Here is a 15881-nt window from a genome sequence, read left to right as displayed (position 1 = left end):
GTCATCAACTCCCCGGAGTGGCGCCGGGGGCGGACCCGTAGTCGTGCAGGCCTGCGGAGCGGGCGAGTTCGAGGTCGAGGGCCTCGCGGCGGATCCGCTGGTCGATGTAGAGGAGCACGGTGACGCCGGCCGTGATCGGGAAGGTGATGGTGGAGCCGACGACCGAGCCGATACCGGTGATGATGAGGAAGGCCCAGCCGAAGTTCCCGCCGCTTTCCAGGAGGCTGGTGAAGCCGTCTCCGCTGACCGCCCCGGCGATGGCGGTGAACGGGAAGAGGATGATCTCCGAGACGACCGCGGCGATCAGGGACGCCAGGATCGTGATTCCGAAGACCCGCCACCAGGAGCCGCGGACGAGCTTGGTGGAGCGGCCCATGGCCTTGCGGACGGTCTGCTTCTCCAGCATCAGGGCGGGCGAGGCCAGCGACAGGCGGACCATCAGCCAGATCGTCACGGCGAGGCCGGCGAGACCGCCGACGACTCCGAGTGCGATGCCGCCCGCGGTCGAGCCGAGTGCGCCGACGAGGATGCCGGGCACGATGCTCACGAGCATGATCGCGGCGGCGATCAGCGGGAGGAGCAGCGTCAGACCGAGCAGCCTGAGGATCTGCGGCCGGGCGTCGCGCCAGGCCTCTCCTATGGTGACGGGGCGGCCGAGCACGGCGCGGCTGGTGACCGTCGTCAGCAGGGCTGTCGCGACGATCGTGCCGAGCAGCGTCACGACCGCGACGACCGCGGAGCCGATCAGGAGTGCGCCCAGGGCGCTGAAGATCTCGCGCGGCGTGGCGTCGGGGTTGTCGAGGGCCGTGGTGGTCGCCGCGTCGTTGAGGACGAAGCCCTGGAGGAGGACCGCCAGGAGCTGGGTGACCACGGCGACCGTCAGGGAGATGCCGAGGACGGTGCGCCAGTAGGTCCGCATCGTCGACACCGCGCCGTCGAGGATCTCGCCGACGCCGAGCGGGCGCAGCGGGATGACGCCGGGCTTGGCCGCCGAGGGCTTGCCCTGCCAGCCGCCGCCCCAGCCGGGGTAGCCGCCGCCTCCGGGGCCGCCCGGTCCCTGACCGGGGCCACCGTTTCCGCCTTGGCCGCCCCAGCCCTGACCGCCCCAGCCTTGACCGCCCCAACCCTGACCTTGGCCCTGGCCCTGGCCCTGGCCGGGAGCCGGCGGGGGCGGGGGAGGGGTCTGGGCGGAGCCGGAGGGGGCGGACCACTGGGCGGGCGGGGGCTGCTCCTTGGACCACTTCGGGCCCTGGCCCGCGGCGTCCTGCGGGGGCGCGTCCTGCGGACCGCTGCCCTGTGCGTCGCCGTTCTGCTCGGGGCCGTCCTTACGGTTGCCGTCCGGGCCGTCGGAGGGGGCAGATCCGGGCGATGCCCAGCCCGGAGTGTCGTTCATCGTCGCTCCTTCAAAGTGCCCGTCCGCGGTCGCGGCAGCAGGTTGGCTGCCATCGTGCCATGGGGTGGGTGCCGGATGACCTGGCCCCGTGAGGGCTGCACACCTTCAATTGTCGGGTCGGTACGGGGCAGACTGGGCGGATGGCTGATCAGTACGCGCAATCCGGCGAGGACATATGGCCCATCGACGGCGCACAGCCCGAGGCCGTCGACATCCCGGCGATCCGATGGGAGGAGCCGGCGGAGGGGCCCGTTCTGGTGTTGCTCGACCAGACGCGGCTGCCCGCGGAAGAGGTCGAGCTGGTCTGCACGGATCCGCAGGCCCTGGTGCAGGCGATCCGTACCCTCGCCGTGCGCGGGGCGCCGCTGCTCGGGATCGCCGGGGCGTATGGCGTGGCGCTCGCGGCCGCCCGCGGCTTCGACGTGGAGGAGGCGGCCGACGCGCTGGCGGACGCGCGGCCCACCGCGGTCAATCTGGCGTACGGGGCGCGCAGGGCGCAGGAGGCGTACCGGTCCGCGTTCGGGAGCGGGGCTGGTGACGAGGCGCAGGCGCGGGAGCGGGCTGCCGCGGCGGCGCTCGCCTCGGCGCGGGCGCTGCACGAGGAGGACGCGGCGGCCAGTGCCAAGATGGCCGAGCAGGGTCTGCGGCTCCTCGACGAGCTGGTGCCCGGTGGCAATCACCGCATCCTGACGCACTGCAACACCGGGGCGTTGGTCTCCGGCGGTGAGGGCACGGCTTTCGCGGTCGCGCTCGCCGCGCATCGGGCCGGGCGGCTGCGCCGGCTGTGGGTGGACGAGACGCGCCCGCTGTTGCAGGGGGCTCGTCTGACCGCGTATGAGGCCGCGCGCAACGGGATGGCGTACACATTGCTTACGGACAACGCCGCGGGTTCGCTGTTCGCAGCGGGTGAGGTGGATGCCGTGCTCATCGGCGCGGACCGGATCGCGGCCGACGGTTCGGTGGCCAACAAGGTGGGGAGCTATCCGCTCGCGGTGTTGGCGCGTTACCACCATGTGCCGTTCATCGTGGTCGCGCCGGTGACGACGATCGACCCGGAGACCGCGGACGGGGCTTCCATCGAGGTGGAGCAGCGGGCCGGGCATGAGGTGACGGAGGTCACGGCGCCGCGGGCGCCGCTGGCCGGAGTGGAGGCAGGTGGCGGGATTCCGGTGGCACCACTGGGGACGCAGGCGTACAACCCCGCGTTCGATGTGACGCCTCCGGAGTTGGTGACGGCGATCGTCACGGAGTGGGGCGTTGTGTCGCCTGTGACAAGTGATGGCTTGGGTGAACTGTGTGCCAGCTCACTCCAGGCAACGATGAGCTAATGGGATGATGTGGTCCATGAAGGGACGAGTCCTTGTCGTCGACGACGACACCGCACTGGCCGAGATGCTCGGCATTGTGCTGCGTGGTGAAGGTTTTGAGCCGTCGTTCGTAGCTGACGGCGACAAGGCGCTGGCCGCTTTCCGTGAGACCAAGCCCGATCTGGTGCTGCTCGATCTGATGCTGCCGGGCCGGGACGGTATCGAGGTGTGCCGCCTGATCAGGGCGGAGTCCGGGGTGCCGATCGTGATGCTCACGGCGAAGAGCGACACCGTGGATGTGGTGGTGGGCCTCGAATCGGGGGCCGACGACTACATCGTCAAGCCGTTCAAGCCGAAGGAGCTGGTTGCCCGGATCCGGGCACGGCTGCGGAGATCGGAGGAGCCTGCGCCGGAGCAGCTCGCCATCGGTGACCTGGTCATCGATGTGGCCGGGCATTCGGTGAAGCGGGAAGGACAGCCGATCGCGCTGACGCCGCTCGAGTTCGATCTGCTGGTCGCGCTCGCGCGCAAGCCCTGGCAGGTGTTCACGCGTGAGGTGCTCCTCGAGCAGGTGTGGGGCTACCGGCACGCGGCGGACACGCGTCTGGTCAATGTGCATGTGCAGCGGCTGCGCTCCAAGGTCGAGAAGGACCCGGAGCGGCCGGAGATCGTGGTGACCGTCCGAGGCGTCGGTTACAAGGCAGGACCGAGCTGACGTGTCCCGAAACAGTGCCGCTTCGGCGCCCGGGGCCGCGGGGTCCCGCCCGGAGCGGCCTGTGGGACCCGCGGCGGGACCCACCGCCGCTCGGGGTTCACGGCTGCGCCGGGCCGTCGACGGGGGTCTGCTGCTCCAGGGCGGCATGAAGGGCAGCCCTGTGCTGCGCCTGTTCGCCCGCTGGGTGCGGCGTCCGTTGCTGCCCGCGATGCGGCTGTGGCGGCGCAACATCCAGCTGAAGGTCGTCGTCACGACGCTGCTGATGTCGCTCGGTGTCGTGCTGTTGCTCGGCATCGTCGTCATCGGCTCGGTGCGCAACGGGCTGCTCGACGCCAAGGTGAAGGCCTCGCAGAGTCAGGCCGAGGGCGGTTTCCGCGCGGCCAAGGACAAGGCAGACTCCGCGGCGGCCGGGGTGCGGGACGGTGCGTCCGGTGACAGTCGCACCACGTTGAACCCCAACAACTGGATGAGCGAGCTCGTCACGCAGCTCGCGAGTGGCGGCAAGGGCGCGTTCGACGTCGTGACCCTCAGCTCGAACGATGCTGACAGTGGCAACGGGCGGGCGCCGCGCGGCTCCGGTCTGGTGGACCCGAACCGCAGCGTGCCCGACGACCTGCGGGGGCAGGTCGACCGGATCGCCGGCGCGTCGCAGCAGTACACGAAGATCGTCTACGACGGCGGCAAGGACGCGCAGCCGGGTCTCGTCGTCGGCAAGCGGCTCAACGATCCGCAGGGGCACGCCTATCAGCTGTATTACCTCTTCCCGCTGACGCAGGAGGAGAAGTCTCTCGGCCTGGTCAAGGGGACGCTCGCGACAGCCGGACTCTTCGTCGTGGTGCTGCTCGGGGCCATCGCCTGGCTCGTCGTGCGGCAGGTCGTCACGCCGGTGCGGATGGCGGCGGGGGTCGCCGAGCGGCTCTCCGCGGGCCGCCTCCAGGAGCGTATGAAGGTCACGGGCGAGGACGACATCGCGCGCCTGGGCGAGGCCTTCAACAAGATGGCGCAGAACCTCTATCTGAAGATCCAGCAGCTCGAGGACCTGTCGCGGATGCAGCGGCGGTTCGTCTCGGACGTGAGCCATGAGCTGCGTACGCCGCTGACGACCGTACGGATGGCCGCCGATGTCATCCATGAGGCGCGGGTCGACTTCGATCCGGTGACCGCGCGGTCCGCGGAGTTGCTGGCCGACCAGCTGGACCGGTTCGAGTCGCTGCTGGCCGACCTGCTGGAGATCAGCCGGTTCGATGCCGGGGCCGCCGCGCTGGAGGCCGAGCCGATAGATCTGCGGGAGGTCGTACGGCGCGTGGTGGGCGGCGCCGAGCCGCTCGCGGAGCGCAAGGGCACGCACATCCGGATCGTCGGCGACGACCAGCCGGTGGTCGCAGAGGCGGACGCGCGGCGCGTGGAGCGCGTGCTGCGCAACCTGGTGGTGAACGCCGTGGAGCACGGCGACGGCCAGGACGTCGTGGTGCGGCTCGCGACCGCGGGAGGCGCGGTCGCCGTCGCTGTGCGCGACTACGGAGTGGGACTCAAGCCCGGCGAGGCGACCCGCGTGTTCAGCCGCTTCTGGCGGGCCGACCCGGCACGCGCGCGTACTACGGGCGGGACCGGGCTCGGCCTGTCGATCGCCCTGGAGGACGCGCGGCTGCACGGAGGGTGGTTGCAGGCGTGGGGCGAGCCGGGCGGCGGCTCGCAGTTTCGGCTCACGTTGCCGAGGACGGTGGACGAGGCGCTGCGAGGTTCGCCGATACCGCTGGAACCGGAGGATTCGCGGCGCAATCGGGGACTCGGTGACGCCGGTCTGCCGGGCGCCGACGGCAAGAAGCTCGCCACCGTGCCGGCCCAGGCGCCGCCCGTACCGGCCAAGGCTCCGATCGCCCCGCGCCCCGCGCAGGCGGCGGTGTCCGCCGATCCCACGGCGCTGCCCGGGAGCGGTGCGCGCGTGGTGGCGCGCGGCGGGGCGGCGGGCGAGTCGCGGCAGGCCGAGGACCGTGACGAGCACGGTGACCCGGACGGGCACGGTGGGCGTGACGAGCGCGGCGGGCCGCGCGCGGCGGACGACGAGGCGTCGGCGGAACCCGGCGCGCCCGCGCGGGCGCGTACCGAGCGGACCGCGGCGACATCGCGCGGTGAGGGGAGCGATGGCGGTCGTGGATGAACAGCGGGTGCCGCGGCAGCGGCGCGGGATGCGGGCCGGAATGCTGGCCGGGTGCGGTGCGCTCGTACTCGCCGGCTGCGCGTCGATGCCGGACAACGGGGGTCTCGAATCGGTCGAGGCCTCGCAGCGCCCGGACTCACAGGTGCGCGTCTTCGCCCTGCCGCCGAAGGACGACGTCGGGCCCTCCTCCATTGTCGAGGGCTTCCTGGAGGCGCTGACCAGTGACGATCCCTCGTACACGATGGCGCGCAAGTACCTGACGTCGAAGGCCGCGAAGAACTGGGAGCCCAAGCGGCAGACCGTGGTGCTCGACGACGGCCCCAGCACGCGCCCGACGGGCCGGCCGAATTCGGGGAACGACGGCCGCTCCTACGAACTGACCGGCAAGCAGGTCGCCACGGTCGACCAGCAGCAGGCGTACCAGCCGCGGGGCGGGGCGTACCAGGGGGATCTGCACCTGACGCAGGTGAACACCTCCAAGGGCAAGCAGTGGCGGATCGACGCCCTCCCGGAGGGGGTCGTTCTCGGCGAGTCCGACTTCCAGCGGATCTACAGCTCCGTCAACAAGTACTACTACGCGGTGGATTCGGCGTCGGGCGGTGAGGCCGGGCAGCGGCGCCTGGTCGCGGACCCCGTCTTCGTACGGCAGTGGACCGACCCGCTGACGGAGACCGTCAAGGAGCTGTTGCAGGGGCCGACGCGCTGGCTGAATCCGGTGGTGCGGACGGCGTTTCCGACGCATGCCGCGCTGAAGAAGGGCACCGACTCGCTGGCGCCGGACGACGCCAACAAGCTGACGGTGCCGCTGAACGAGGCGGGCAGCAGGGCCGGGCAGGCCAAGTGCAAGGAGATGGCGGCCCAACTGCTGTTCTCGCTGCGGGACCTGTCGTCGTCGAGCGTGAACGAGGTGGAACTGAAGCGTTCCGACGGCCGGTTCATGTGTGCGATGACCGAGGACGGGGCGGACGCCCTCGCGGCGCCGCGCTCCACCGGGCGCGTCCCGGACCAGTACTTCCTCGACGCCAAGGGCCGCCTGGTGCGGATGCCGGGCAAGAGCAGGTCCGACAAGAGCCCCGAGCAGGTGCCGGGGCCGCTGGGCGAGGGCGAGCAGGTGCTGCGTTCCGTGGCCGTCTCGCGCGACCAGGAGCGCGCGGCGGGGGTCTCGAACGACGGGCGTTCGCTGTACGTGGCGTCGCTGATCGCCGGTGCCTCGCTGGGGGACCCGGTCGCGAGCAGCCACGCCAAGGCGGAGAAGAACGGCTTCACGACGCCCAGTTGGGACGGGAACGGCGATCTGTGGGTGGCCGACCGTGATCCGAAGCACCGGCGGCTGCTGATGTTCGGGCAGGGCCAGGCGGACAAGGTGCAGAAGGTCCGGGTCGAGGGGCTCGGCGACGACGCCACCATCGAGACGGTGAAGGCGTCCGCCGACGGAGCGCGCATCGGACTCCTTGTGTCGGAGAAGGACACCACGTCGCTGTGGATCGGGCGCGTCGAGCGGCACGCCGACGCGAACGGCGACACGGAGGCCTCGGTGACCGAACTGCGCCAGGCGGCACCGCAGATGGAAGAGGTGACGGCCGTGTCGTGGGCGGGCGACAGCCGGCTCGTCGTCGTCGGCCGGGAGCCCGGTGGGCTGCAGCAGATGCAGTACGTGCTGAGCGACGGATCGACGCCGACCGGGCAGGCGCTGCCGGGTCTGACCAGGGTCAGCGAGATCGCGGCGTCGGACAACGACGAACTGCCGCTGCTCGCGCACTCCGACGACGGCATCGTCCGCCTACCCTCCGGGGCGGCGTGGCAGTCGGTGCTGAAGGACGGGACGGCTCCGGTCTATCCGGGGTAGCGACGAGGGCCGTCGGCCCGGGTGTCACCCACACGAGTTCAACCCCTGTTCACAACCGTCGAGTTGTCCACAGGGCGTTGTCCACAGGGCTGGTGGGGCGGCCCGCGGGTCGACACAGTGGTGGGTATGCGGGGGTGGTGGCAGGACTTCTCCGATCTGGTGCTGCCGGCCGAGTGTGCCGGCTGTGGCAGATCTCGTACGACGCTGTGCGCGCGGTGCTCGGCGGCGTTGCGCGGCGCTGTGCCGAGCCGGGTGCGGCCGCGACCGGCTCCGCCGGGGATGCCGGTCGTGTTCGGCGCCGTCCCGTACCGGAACGCGGTGCGGGCCGTGCTCCTCGCCCACAAGGAGCGTGGTGCGCTCGGCCTCGCCCGGCCGCTGGGCGAGGCGCTGGCCGGGGCTGTGCGGGCCGGACTCGTGGACGGCGGGGCCGAGTGGGGCGGCGGGGCCGGGCGGGCTCCTGGCGGCCCTGTGGGCCCCGTGACGCTCGTCCCTGTGCCGTCCGCGCCGCGGGCCGTGCGGGCGCGCGGTCACGATCCGACGCGGCGGATCGCTTACGCGGCGGCGGCCGAGCTGCGCCGTGCGGGTGTCCCGGCGCGGGTGCTGGCCGTGCTGCGGCAGCGGCGAGCGGTGGCCGACCAGTCGGGCCTGGACGCCCGGCAGCGGCTGGTGAATGTGACGGGCGCGCTGGAAGTGGTGGGCGGTGGCAGCGCGTTGCTCACCGGAATTGGCCGGATCGTGCTGGTCGACGACCTGATCACGACGGGTGCTTCTCTCGCGGAGGCGGCGCGCGCAATAGCGGCCGCGACCGGTTACGTGAAGATCGATAGGGAACGCGAGTCGGATCGGGGCCGCTCCGAGGCGGGCCCGGGAAAGGCCGGCGAGATCGCCGGGATCGCGTTTCGAGCGGCCGTGGTGGCCGCGTCTCCGGAATCCTTCGAAATAAACCGGAACTAGTTGGGAATCTGCATCGTTGCAGGTAGAGACAGGGTTCTTTCGCTCGGTTGGAGGTACGTGTCAGTAGAGGGTGCCGACAACCGTCCGGGCGAGATATGTTCGGTTGTGAGGAACTCGGCAGGAAAGGTCTGAGCCACTCCTCACCATTGGATTGCCGTGTCAGGCGCATTGCACAGACAATTTCGCAATCACTCGTCGTGGTGGGGTGTAGATCTTGTCCACGGGGGAGGAGGAGGTGGAAGTCACCGAGTCCGAGACTCCGGAAGTGGCCGGAGTCTGGTGCAAGAGGGAGATGCTCCGCCCAAGGAGCGGGGCTATCCGGGAACGGAGTTCTGCGTGGACATCGTCGTCAAGGGCCGCAAGACCGAAGTACCAGAGCGGTTCCGTAAGCACGTGGCCGAGAAGCTGAAGCTGGAGAAGATCCAGAAGCTCGACGGCAAGGTGATCAGCCTCGACGTTGAGGTGTCCAAGGAGCCGAACCCCCGACAGGCGGACCGGTGCGAGCGTGTGGAGATCACACTGCGCACGCGTGGCCCGGTGATCAGGGCAGAGGCCGCGGCAAGCGACCCGTACGCGGCGCTGGACCTGGCCACGGACAAGCTCGACGCACGCCTGCGCAAGGAGCACGACAAGCGGTCGTCGCGGCGCGGCAAGCGGATCTCTGCGGCAGAGGTCGCCGAGCACGTTCCGGACGCCGCCCTGCTCAACGGGGACGGCACGATCGCCAAGACCGAAGAGGCCGAGCCCGACGGCGTACCGACCACCAAGATGGGCTCGCTGGAGGTCAAGGGCGAGGGCCCGCTCGTCGTCCGTGAGAAGACCCACGTGGCGGCACCCATGACGCTCGATCAGGCGCTCTACGAGATGGAGCTGGTCGGGCACGACTTCTATCTGTTCGTCGACTCCGAGACGAAGGAACCAAGCGTCGTCTACCGGCGGCACGCCTACGACTACGGCGTCATCCACCTCAGCACCGACCCCATGGTCTCCCAGGTCAGGGGAGCCGACGGGGGCGACGCAATCGGCGGCTGACCACAACTGACACCCACTCATCGGGTGCCCCTGAGGTGCGTGTGCGCCCCCAGGGGCACCCTTGTGCGACCCCCTGGTGCACCGCACGGCCATCGCGCCGACGCCGGAGCATGAAATCATGGCGGCGCCGGGTCAACCGGCGTGCTGGTGCCTCGGGTTGGCGCGGCACAGGAAGACAGGCCGCGGCCTTCAGGGGGAGGAACGATGGCGGACAGCTTCGGACTGATGCGGGGCGAGGACGCCGGTGCCGGCGAGGACGGCGCCGACACGGGGCCGGATGCCGGATCCTCGCGCGAGGAACCCATCCGGGTGCTTGTGGTGGACGACCATGCCCTGTTCCGGCGCGGCCTGGAGATCGTCCTCAAGGCCGAGGAGGACATCCTGGTCGTCGGTGAGGCGGGCGACGGGGCGGAGGCCGTGGACAAGGCGGCCGATCTGCTGCCGGACATCGTCCTCATGGACGTACGGATGCCCAAGAGAGGCGGCATCGAGGCGTGCACCTCCATCAAGGAGGTGGCGCCCAGCGCCAAGATCATCATGTTGACGATCAGCGATGAGGAAGCCGATCTCTACGACGCGATCAAGGCGGGCGCGACGGGATATCTGCTGAAGGAGATCTCGACCGACGAGGTGGCCACGGCCATTCGCGCCGTGGCCGACGGGCAGTCGCAGATCAGCCCGTCCATGGCGTCGAAGCTGCTCACCGAGTTCAAGTCGATGATCCAGCGCACGGACGAGCGCCGGCTCGTGCCCGCGCCCCGGCTGACCGACCGGGAGCTCGAGGTGCTCAAGCTGGTGGCGACGGGCATGAACAACCGGGACATCGCCAAGGAGTTGTTCATCTCCGAGAACACCGTGAAGAACCATGTGCGCAACATCCTGGAGAAGCTGCAGCTGCACTCCAGGATGGAGGCCGTGGTGTACGCGATGCGGGAGAAGATCCTGGAGATCCGGTAGGGCGGGGCTCCTGGGGCCGGGCTCCTGGGGTGAGGCCGCGAGCGCAGGGCTGCTAGCGCAGGGCTTCGAGCAGGGCCTTCTTCAGGGGCGCCGACTCCATGTGCTCCACTCTGACGCTGTCGCAGCCGACCCAGCTCGCCGCTTCGTGGAGCGCCGCCGCCACCGCCGGTACGGCCTTCGGGCCGTCCAGGGAGACCTGCTTGGCGACCAGGGTGCTGCCCGCTCGCGCGGGGTCCACGCGGCCCACCAGGCGGCCGCCGGACAGGACCGGCATCGCGAAGTAGCCGTGGATCCGCTTCGGCTTGGGGACGTAGGCCTCCAGGCGGTGCGTGAAGCCGAAGATCCGCTCCGTACGGGCGCGCTCCCAGATCAGGGAGTCGAAGGGGGACAGGAGCGTGGTGCGGTGGCGGCCGCGGGGCGCTGATTCCAGGGCCGTGGGGTCGGCCCAGGCGGGCTTGCCGCCCCAGCCCTCCACCGTGACCGGGACGAGGCCGGTGTCCTCGATCACCGCGTCGAACTGGTCGCTCTTCAGGCGGTGGTAGTCCGCGATGTCCGCGCGCGTGCCGACGCCGAGGGCCTCGCCGGCCTGGCGGACCAGGCGGCGGACGCACTCCGCGTCGTCGAGGTCGTCGTGTAGGAGGGGCGACGGGATCGCGCGCTCCGCCAGGTCGTAGATCCGCCTCCAGCCGCGGCGCTCCACGCAGACCACCTCGCCGTACATCAGCGCGCGCTCGACGGCGATCTTCGACTCGGACCAGTCCCACCACTCGCCCTTGTTCTTCGCGCCGCCCAGTTCCGTGGCGGTGAGTGGGCCTTCCGCGCGGAGTTGCTTGATCACCTGGTCGTACGCGCCGTCGGGGAGGTGGTGGTGCCAGTGGGGGCGGGAGCGGTAGGCGCGGCGGCGGAAGGCGAAGTGCGGCCATTCCTCGATGGGGAGCACGCAGGCGGCGTGCGACCAGTATTCGAAGGCGTGGGGGGCGGAGGACGGGGCCGCGCCCGGCGTCCAGTACGCCGACTCGACCTTGGTCCGGGGGACCGCGCCCAGGCGGGCGTAGGGGATCAGCTCGTGCGAGCGGGCAAGGACGGAGATCGTGTCGAGCTGGACCGCGCCGAGGTGCCGGAGTACGCCACGTACCCCGGCTTTGCGGTCGGGGGCGCCGAGGAAGCCTTGGGCGCGGAGGGCGATGCGGCGGGCTTCGTCGGCGGACAAGGTGGCGGCGGGACGCGGCGAGGTCGTCATGGCCGGAACGATAGAGGCCGGGTCTGACAACGGGGTGGGGGCGGCGCCGGGGGTGGGCTGCGGCGGAGGCGGCTGGTCAGTTCGGGGCCGGGAGGTATGGCAGTGGGGTGGGGAGGTTCAGGTCGGTGGGGAGGAGGGAGGCGAGCCAGCAGTCGCGGAGGACGCCCTTGTTGGGCAGGCCTGCTCGGAGGGTGGCCTCCAGGGTGAAGCCCGCGCGTTCCGCCACCGTGAGGGAGCCCACGTTGCCGACCTCCGCGCGCCACTCCAGGCGTGGACAGGAGAGGTCGGTGAAGGCCCAGCGGGCCACGCCCAGGACGGCCTCCGTCATATAGCCGCGGCCCCGGAACCGCTTGGCCGTCCAGAAGCCGACTTCCCAGGCACCCGCGCGCGGGTGGTGGAGGGAGACCGCGCCGACCACCGGGCCGCTGCCCTCCGTGCGTATCGCGAATGTGTACTCCGTGTCACCGAGCCAGCCGTCCGCGACGACACGGTTGACGAAGTATTCGGCGTCCACGCGCGCGTAAGGCGAGGGAATCGTGGTCCAGCGCTGGATCTCGGGATCCTGGGCCGCGGCGTACACCTCGTCGATGTCGGCGGGCACGAAGGTGCGCAACTGCAGGCGGTCGGTGGTCAGCGTCACGGGGTCCATCGCCCGATTCTGCTCGGCACGCGACGGGGGCGCCACGACTTTTCATGGTCCATACCGGCACCTTCGCGGCGGCCCGCGCGTTGGACCTCATGGCAGACCTCCCGGCACGGTGGGGTCCTCGCATACGATGGCCGTTGCTCTAGTAGTCCTTGGTAGTCCCCAGTAATACTTAGAAGTTTCAGAGAAAACCGACCGTGCCAGGCCCGACCGGCAAGGAGACCAACCCCCGTGTCCGTCCTCCAGAAGATCATGCGTGCAGGCGAAGGCAAGATCCTGCGCAAGCTGCACCGCATCGCGGACCAGGTCAACTCCATCGAAGAGGACTTCGAGAGTCTCTCCGACGCCGAGCTGCGCGCACTCACGGACGAGTACAAGCAGCGGTTGGAGGACGGCGAGACCCTCGACGACCTGCTGCCTGAGGCGTTCGCCACCGTCCGTGAGGCCGCCCGCCGTGTGCTGGGCCAGCGCCCCTACGACGTGCAGCTGATGGGTGGCGCCGCGCTCCACCTCGGTTACGTGGCGGAGATGAAGACCGGTGAGGGCAAGACCCTGGTCGGCACGCTGCCGACGTATCTGAACGCGCTGTCCGGCAAGGGCGTCCACCTGATCACGGTGAACGACTACCTGGCCGAGCGCGACTCCGAGATGATGGGCCGCGTTCACAAGTTCCTCGGCCTGTCCGTCGGCTGCATCCTCGCGAACATGAACCCGGCGCAGCGCCGCGAGATGTACAACTGCGACATCACGTACGGCACGAACAACGAGTTCGGCTTCGACTACCTCCGCGACAACATGGCGTGGTCCCAGGACGAGCTCGTCCAGCGCGGCCACAACTTCGCGGTGGTCGACGAGGTCGACTCCATCCTCGTCGACGAGGCCCGTACGCCGCTGATCATCTCCGGCCCCGCCGACCAGGCCACGAAGTGGTACGGCGACTTCGCCAAGCTCGTCACCCGCCTCAAGAAGGGCGAGGCGGGCAACACGCTGAAGGGCATCGAGGAGACCGGCGACTACGAGGTCGACGAGAAGAAGCGCACCGTGGCCATCCATGAGCCGGGTGTCGCCAAGGTCGAGGACTGGCTCGGGATCGACAACCTCTACGAGTCGGTCAACACGCCGCTCGTGGGTTACCTGAACAACGCCATCAAGGCCAAGGAACTCTTCAAGAAGGACAAGGACTACGTCGTCATCGACGGCGAAGTCATGATCGTCGACGAGCACACCGGCCGTATCCTCGCCGGCCGCCGCTACAACGAGGGCATGCACCAGGCGATCGAGGCGAAGGAAGGGGTGGACATCAAGGATGAGAATCAGACCCTGGCGACCATCACCCTGCAGAACTTCTTCCGCCTCTACGACAAGCTCTCCGGCATGACCGGTACGGCGATGACCGAGGCCGCCGAGTTCCACCAGATCTACAAGCTCGGCGTCGTCCCGATCCCGACCAACAGGCCGATGGTCCGTGCGGACCAGGCCGACCTGATCTACCGCACCGAGGTCGCCAAGTTCGACGCGGTGGTCGACGACATCGCCGAGAAGCACGGCAAGGGGCAGCCGATCCTCGTCGGTACGACCTCCGTCGAGAAGTCCGAGTACCTCTCGCAGCAGCTTGCCAAGCGTGGCGTCCAGCACGAGGTGCTCAACGCCAAGCAGCACGACCGTGAGGCGCCGATCATCGCCCAGGCGGGCCGCAAGGGCGCCGTCACCGTCGCCACGAACATGGCAGGCCGTGGTACCGACATCAAGCTCGGTGGCAACCCGGACGACCTGGCCGAGGCGGAGCTGCGGCAGATGGGCCTCGACCCGGTCGAGCACGTCGAGGAGTGGGCGGCCGCGCTGCCCGCTGCCCTGGAGAAGGCCGAGCAGGCGGTCAAGGCCGAGTTCGAGGAGGTCAAGGACCTCGGCGGGCTCTACGTTCTCGGTACGGAGCGGCACGAGTCGCGGCGTATCGACAACCAGCTGCGCGGTCGTTCCGGTCGTCAGGGCGACCCCGGTGAGTCCCGCTTCTACCTGTCGCTCGGCGACGACCTCATGCGGCTCTTCAAGGCGCAGATGGTCGAGCGCGTGATGTCGATGGCCAACGTGCCGGACGACGTCCCGATCGAGAACAAGATGGTGACCCGCGCCATCGCCTCCGCCCAGTCGCAGGTCGAGCAGCAGAACTTCGAGACGCGTAAGAACGTCCTGAAGTACGACGAGGTGCTCAACCGGCAGCGCGAGGTCATCTACGGCGAGCGCCGCCGCGTCCTGGAGGGCGAGGACCTGCACGAGCAGGTGCAGCACTTCATGGACGACACGATCGACGCCTACATCGGCGCCGAGACCGCCGAGGGCTTCGCCGAGGAGTGGGACCTCGACCGGCTGTGGGGCGCGTTCAAGCAGCTCTACCCGATCAAGGTCACCGTGGAGGAGCTCGAGGACGAGGTGGGGGACCGGGCCGGTCTCACCGCCGAGTTCATCGGCGAGGCCGTCAAGGACGACATCCACGCGCAGTACGAGGCGCGCGAGGAGCAGCTCGGGTCCGAGATCATGCGTGAGCTGGAGCGCCGGGTCGTGCTGAGCGTGCTCGACCGCAAGTGGCGTGAGCACCTCTACGAGATGGACTACCTCCAGGAGGGCATCGGCCTGCGCGCCATGGCGCAGAAGGACCCGCTGGTCGAGTACCAGCGCGAGGGCTTCGACATGTTCACCGCCATGATGGAGGGCATCAAGGAGGAGTCCGTCGGCTACCTGTTCAACCTGGAGGTCCAGGTCGAGCAGCAGGTCGAGGAGGTCCCGGTGGCGGACACGGCGCCGGCGGCGAACCTGGAGAAGCAGGACGCGGTGCCGGCGCAGGCCGGGGGCCGTCCGGAGATCCGGGCCAAGGGCCTGGACACTCCGCAGCGTCCCGACCGGCTGCACTTCCAGGCGCCGAACGCCGAGGGCGGTGTCGACGAGGGCGACTTCGTGACCGAGGGCGGCGGGCCCACGCGCTCCTCTGCGGACGGGCTGACCCGCGCCGAGCGGCGCAAGCAGCAGAAGGGCCGCCGCCGCAAGAAGTGACGCGGCGCGCGTGACGCAGTGTGTGATGCGGCGCGCGTGAAGCAGTGTGTGTGACGCAGTGCGTGTCACGCGATGCGTGAGAAGGGGCTGGGCACGGGGTGCCCAGCCCCTTTCTCGTGCCCTCACCCGCCGACGTCCTCGGTGTCCCGTGGGGGTCGGCCGCCCAGTTCCACCGCCGTGCAGCGCCACCGCTGGTCCTCGCCCAGGGCGAGCCGGAAGGCCAGGGCGTGCAGCCGGGGGCCGACCGCGATGCGGGCGAACACTTCGTAGCTGCCGGGGGCGGGTTCGAAGTGGCCGATGCCGTGCACGGTCGGGCGGGGCCCCGCGCCGGGCAGCAGGGTGCGGCGTTCCACCAGCCAGAGCAGGTCGTCGAAGGCCTGGTGCGCGGCGTGGCGGGCGAACCAGTGCAGGGGCCTGTCGCCGCTGAGCACCAGGAGCAGGCGCTGGGTGAACAGCTCGGTGGGGTGCGGCGGGACCTGTGGTGGGACGCGCCGCGGAACCGCGCCGGGGCGACGGCTGTCGCGGCGGGTGGGCGGCCGGGTGTTTCCGCGTGGCCCCCGCCTGTTCATGACCTTCTGCATGACGCCT

General features: G+C 70.1%; 12 protein-coding genes. 8 read left to right on the top strand and 4 right to left on the bottom strand.

The features are described 5' to 3' along the window. Positions 1-4: 4 nt before the first annotated feature. Positions 5-1393, bottom strand: coding sequence for a DUF7847 domain-containing protein (locus OG746_RS01390; protein ID WP_266710923.1), 1389 nt, complete (start codon positions 1391-1393; stop codon positions 5-7). Between the two features lie 140 nt (positions 1394-1533). Here OG746_RS01390 and mtnA point away from each other — a divergent pair, with 140 nt between their 5' ends. The 7 genes from mtnA (at position 1534) to OG746_RS01355 (ending at position 10362) form a co-directional block, all read left to right on the top strand. Then, positions 1534-2721, top strand: a complete 1188-nt coding sequence (mtnA, locus tag OG746_RS01385) for an S-methyl-5-thioribose-1-phosphate isomerase (protein WP_266710922.1) — start codon at positions 1534-1536, stop codon at positions 2719-2721. A gap of 4 nt (positions 2722-2725) precedes the next feature. Further along, complete coding sequence (mtrA, locus tag OG746_RS01380; RefSeq protein ID WP_323179534.1) at positions 2726-3415, top strand: two-component system response regulator MtrA; 690 nt, start codon at positions 2726-2728, stop codon at positions 3413-3415. A gap of 1 nt (position 3416) precedes the next feature. Next, on the top strand, positions 3417-5573 hold the full coding sequence (gene mtrB / locus OG746_RS01375; RefSeq protein ID WP_266710920.1) for an MtrAB system histidine kinase MtrB: 2157 nt from the start codon (positions 3417-3419) through the stop codon (positions 5571-5573). Next, positions 5557-7419, top strand: coding sequence for an LpqB family beta-propeller domain-containing protein (locus tag OG746_RS01370; protein WP_266710919.1), 1863 nt, complete (start codon positions 5557-5559; stop codon positions 7417-7419). The genes mtrB and OG746_RS01370 overlap by 17 nt, the downstream gene beginning before the upstream one ends. 126 nt (positions 7420-7545) lie before the next feature. After that, the gene (locus tag OG746_RS01365; RefSeq protein ID WP_266710918.1) at positions 7546-8373 is read left to right on the top strand and encodes a ComF family protein; all 828 of its coding nucleotides are present in this window, start codon (positions 7546-7548) and stop codon (positions 8371-8373) included. 336 nt (positions 8374-8709) lie between these two features. After that, complete coding sequence (gene hpf, locus OG746_RS01360; RefSeq protein ID WP_267070240.1) at positions 8710-9405, top strand: ribosome hibernation-promoting factor, HPF/YfiA family; 696 nt, start codon at positions 8710-8712, stop codon at positions 9403-9405. Positions 9406-9609: 204 nt separating this feature from the next. After that, a complete protein-coding gene (locus tag OG746_RS01355; protein ID WP_266710916.1) occupies positions 9610-10362 on the top strand; it encodes a response regulator in 753 nt (250 codons plus the stop codon). A gap of 52 nt (positions 10363-10414) precedes the next feature. On the opposite strand, the gene OG746_RS01350 is transcribed toward OG746_RS01355, so the two are convergent. Both OG746_RS01350 and OG746_RS01345 read right to left on the bottom strand, forming a co-directional pair. Then, entirely contained in the window at positions 10415-11602 is a 1188-nt protein-coding gene (locus tag OG746_RS01350; protein WP_266710915.1) for a winged helix-turn-helix domain-containing protein, read from the bottom strand. A 76-nt stretch (positions 11603-11678) separates the two neighbouring features. Further along, positions 11679-12251: a GNAT family N-acetyltransferase gene (locus tag OG746_RS01345; RefSeq protein ID WP_266710914.1), complete on the bottom strand. Its 573-nt coding sequence runs from the start codon at positions 12249-12251 to the stop codon at positions 11679-11681. Positions 12252-12479: 228 nt separating this feature from the next. On the opposite strand from OG746_RS01345, the gene secA reads away from it, so the two are divergent. After that, positions 12480-15293, top strand: a complete 2814-nt coding sequence (gene secA / locus OG746_RS01340; protein WP_266710913.1) for a preprotein translocase subunit SecA — start codon at positions 12480-12482, stop codon at positions 15291-15293. Positions 15294-15415: 122 nt separating this feature from the next. On the opposite strand, the gene OG746_RS01335 is transcribed toward secA, so the two are convergent. Beyond that, positions 15416-15874: an Rv3235 family protein gene (locus OG746_RS01335; protein ID WP_266710912.1), complete on the bottom strand. Its 459-nt coding sequence runs from the start codon at positions 15872-15874 to the stop codon at positions 15416-15418. Positions 15875-15881 lie beyond the last annotated feature (7 nt).

It is taken from the genome of Streptomyces sp. NBC_01016 (genome assembly GCF_026341035.1).
Lineage (GTDB): Bacteria > Actinomycetota > Actinomycetes > Streptomycetales > Streptomycetaceae > Streptomyces.
Note: the sequence above shows the minus strand (reverse complement) of the source record. Positions and strands in the feature narration are given on the sequence as shown.

Excerpts from the sequence above, each read along its gene's own strand:
- OG746_RS01335 (WP_266710912.1), bottom strand. The coding sequence starts at position 15,874 with ATGCAGAAGGTCATGAACAGGCGGGGGCCACGCGGAAACACCCGGCCG.
- OG746_RS01350 (WP_266710915.1), bottom strand. The coding sequence starts at position 11,602 with ATGACGACCTCGCCGCGTCCCGCCGCCACCTTGTCCGCCGACGAAGCC.
- mtrA (WP_323179534.1), top strand. The coding sequence starts at position 2,726 with ATGATGTGGTCCATGAAGGGACGAGTCCTTGTCGTCGACGACGACACC.
- OG746_RS01345 (WP_266710914.1), bottom strand. The coding sequence starts at position 12,251 with ATGGACCCCGTGACGCTGACCACCGACCGCCTGCAGTTGCGCACCTTC.
- OG746_RS01365 (WP_266710918.1), top strand. The coding sequence starts at position 7,546 with ATGCGGGGGTGGTGGCAGGACTTCTCCGATCTGGTGCTGCCGGCCGAG.
- OG746_RS01390 (WP_266710923.1), bottom strand. The coding sequence starts at position 1,393 with ATGAACGACACTCCGGGCTGGGCATCGCCCGGATCTGCCCCCTCCGAC.
- mtnA (WP_266710922.1), top strand. The coding sequence starts at position 1,534 with ATGGCTGATCAGTACGCGCAATCCGGCGAGGACATATGGCCCATCGAC.
- OG746_RS01355 (WP_266710916.1), top strand. The coding sequence starts at position 9,610 with ATGGCGGACAGCTTCGGACTGATGCGGGGCGAGGACGCCGGTGCCGGC.
- OG746_RS01370 (WP_266710919.1), top strand. The coding sequence starts at position 5,557 with ATGGCGGTCGTGGATGAACAGCGGGTGCCGCGGCAGCGGCGCGGGATG.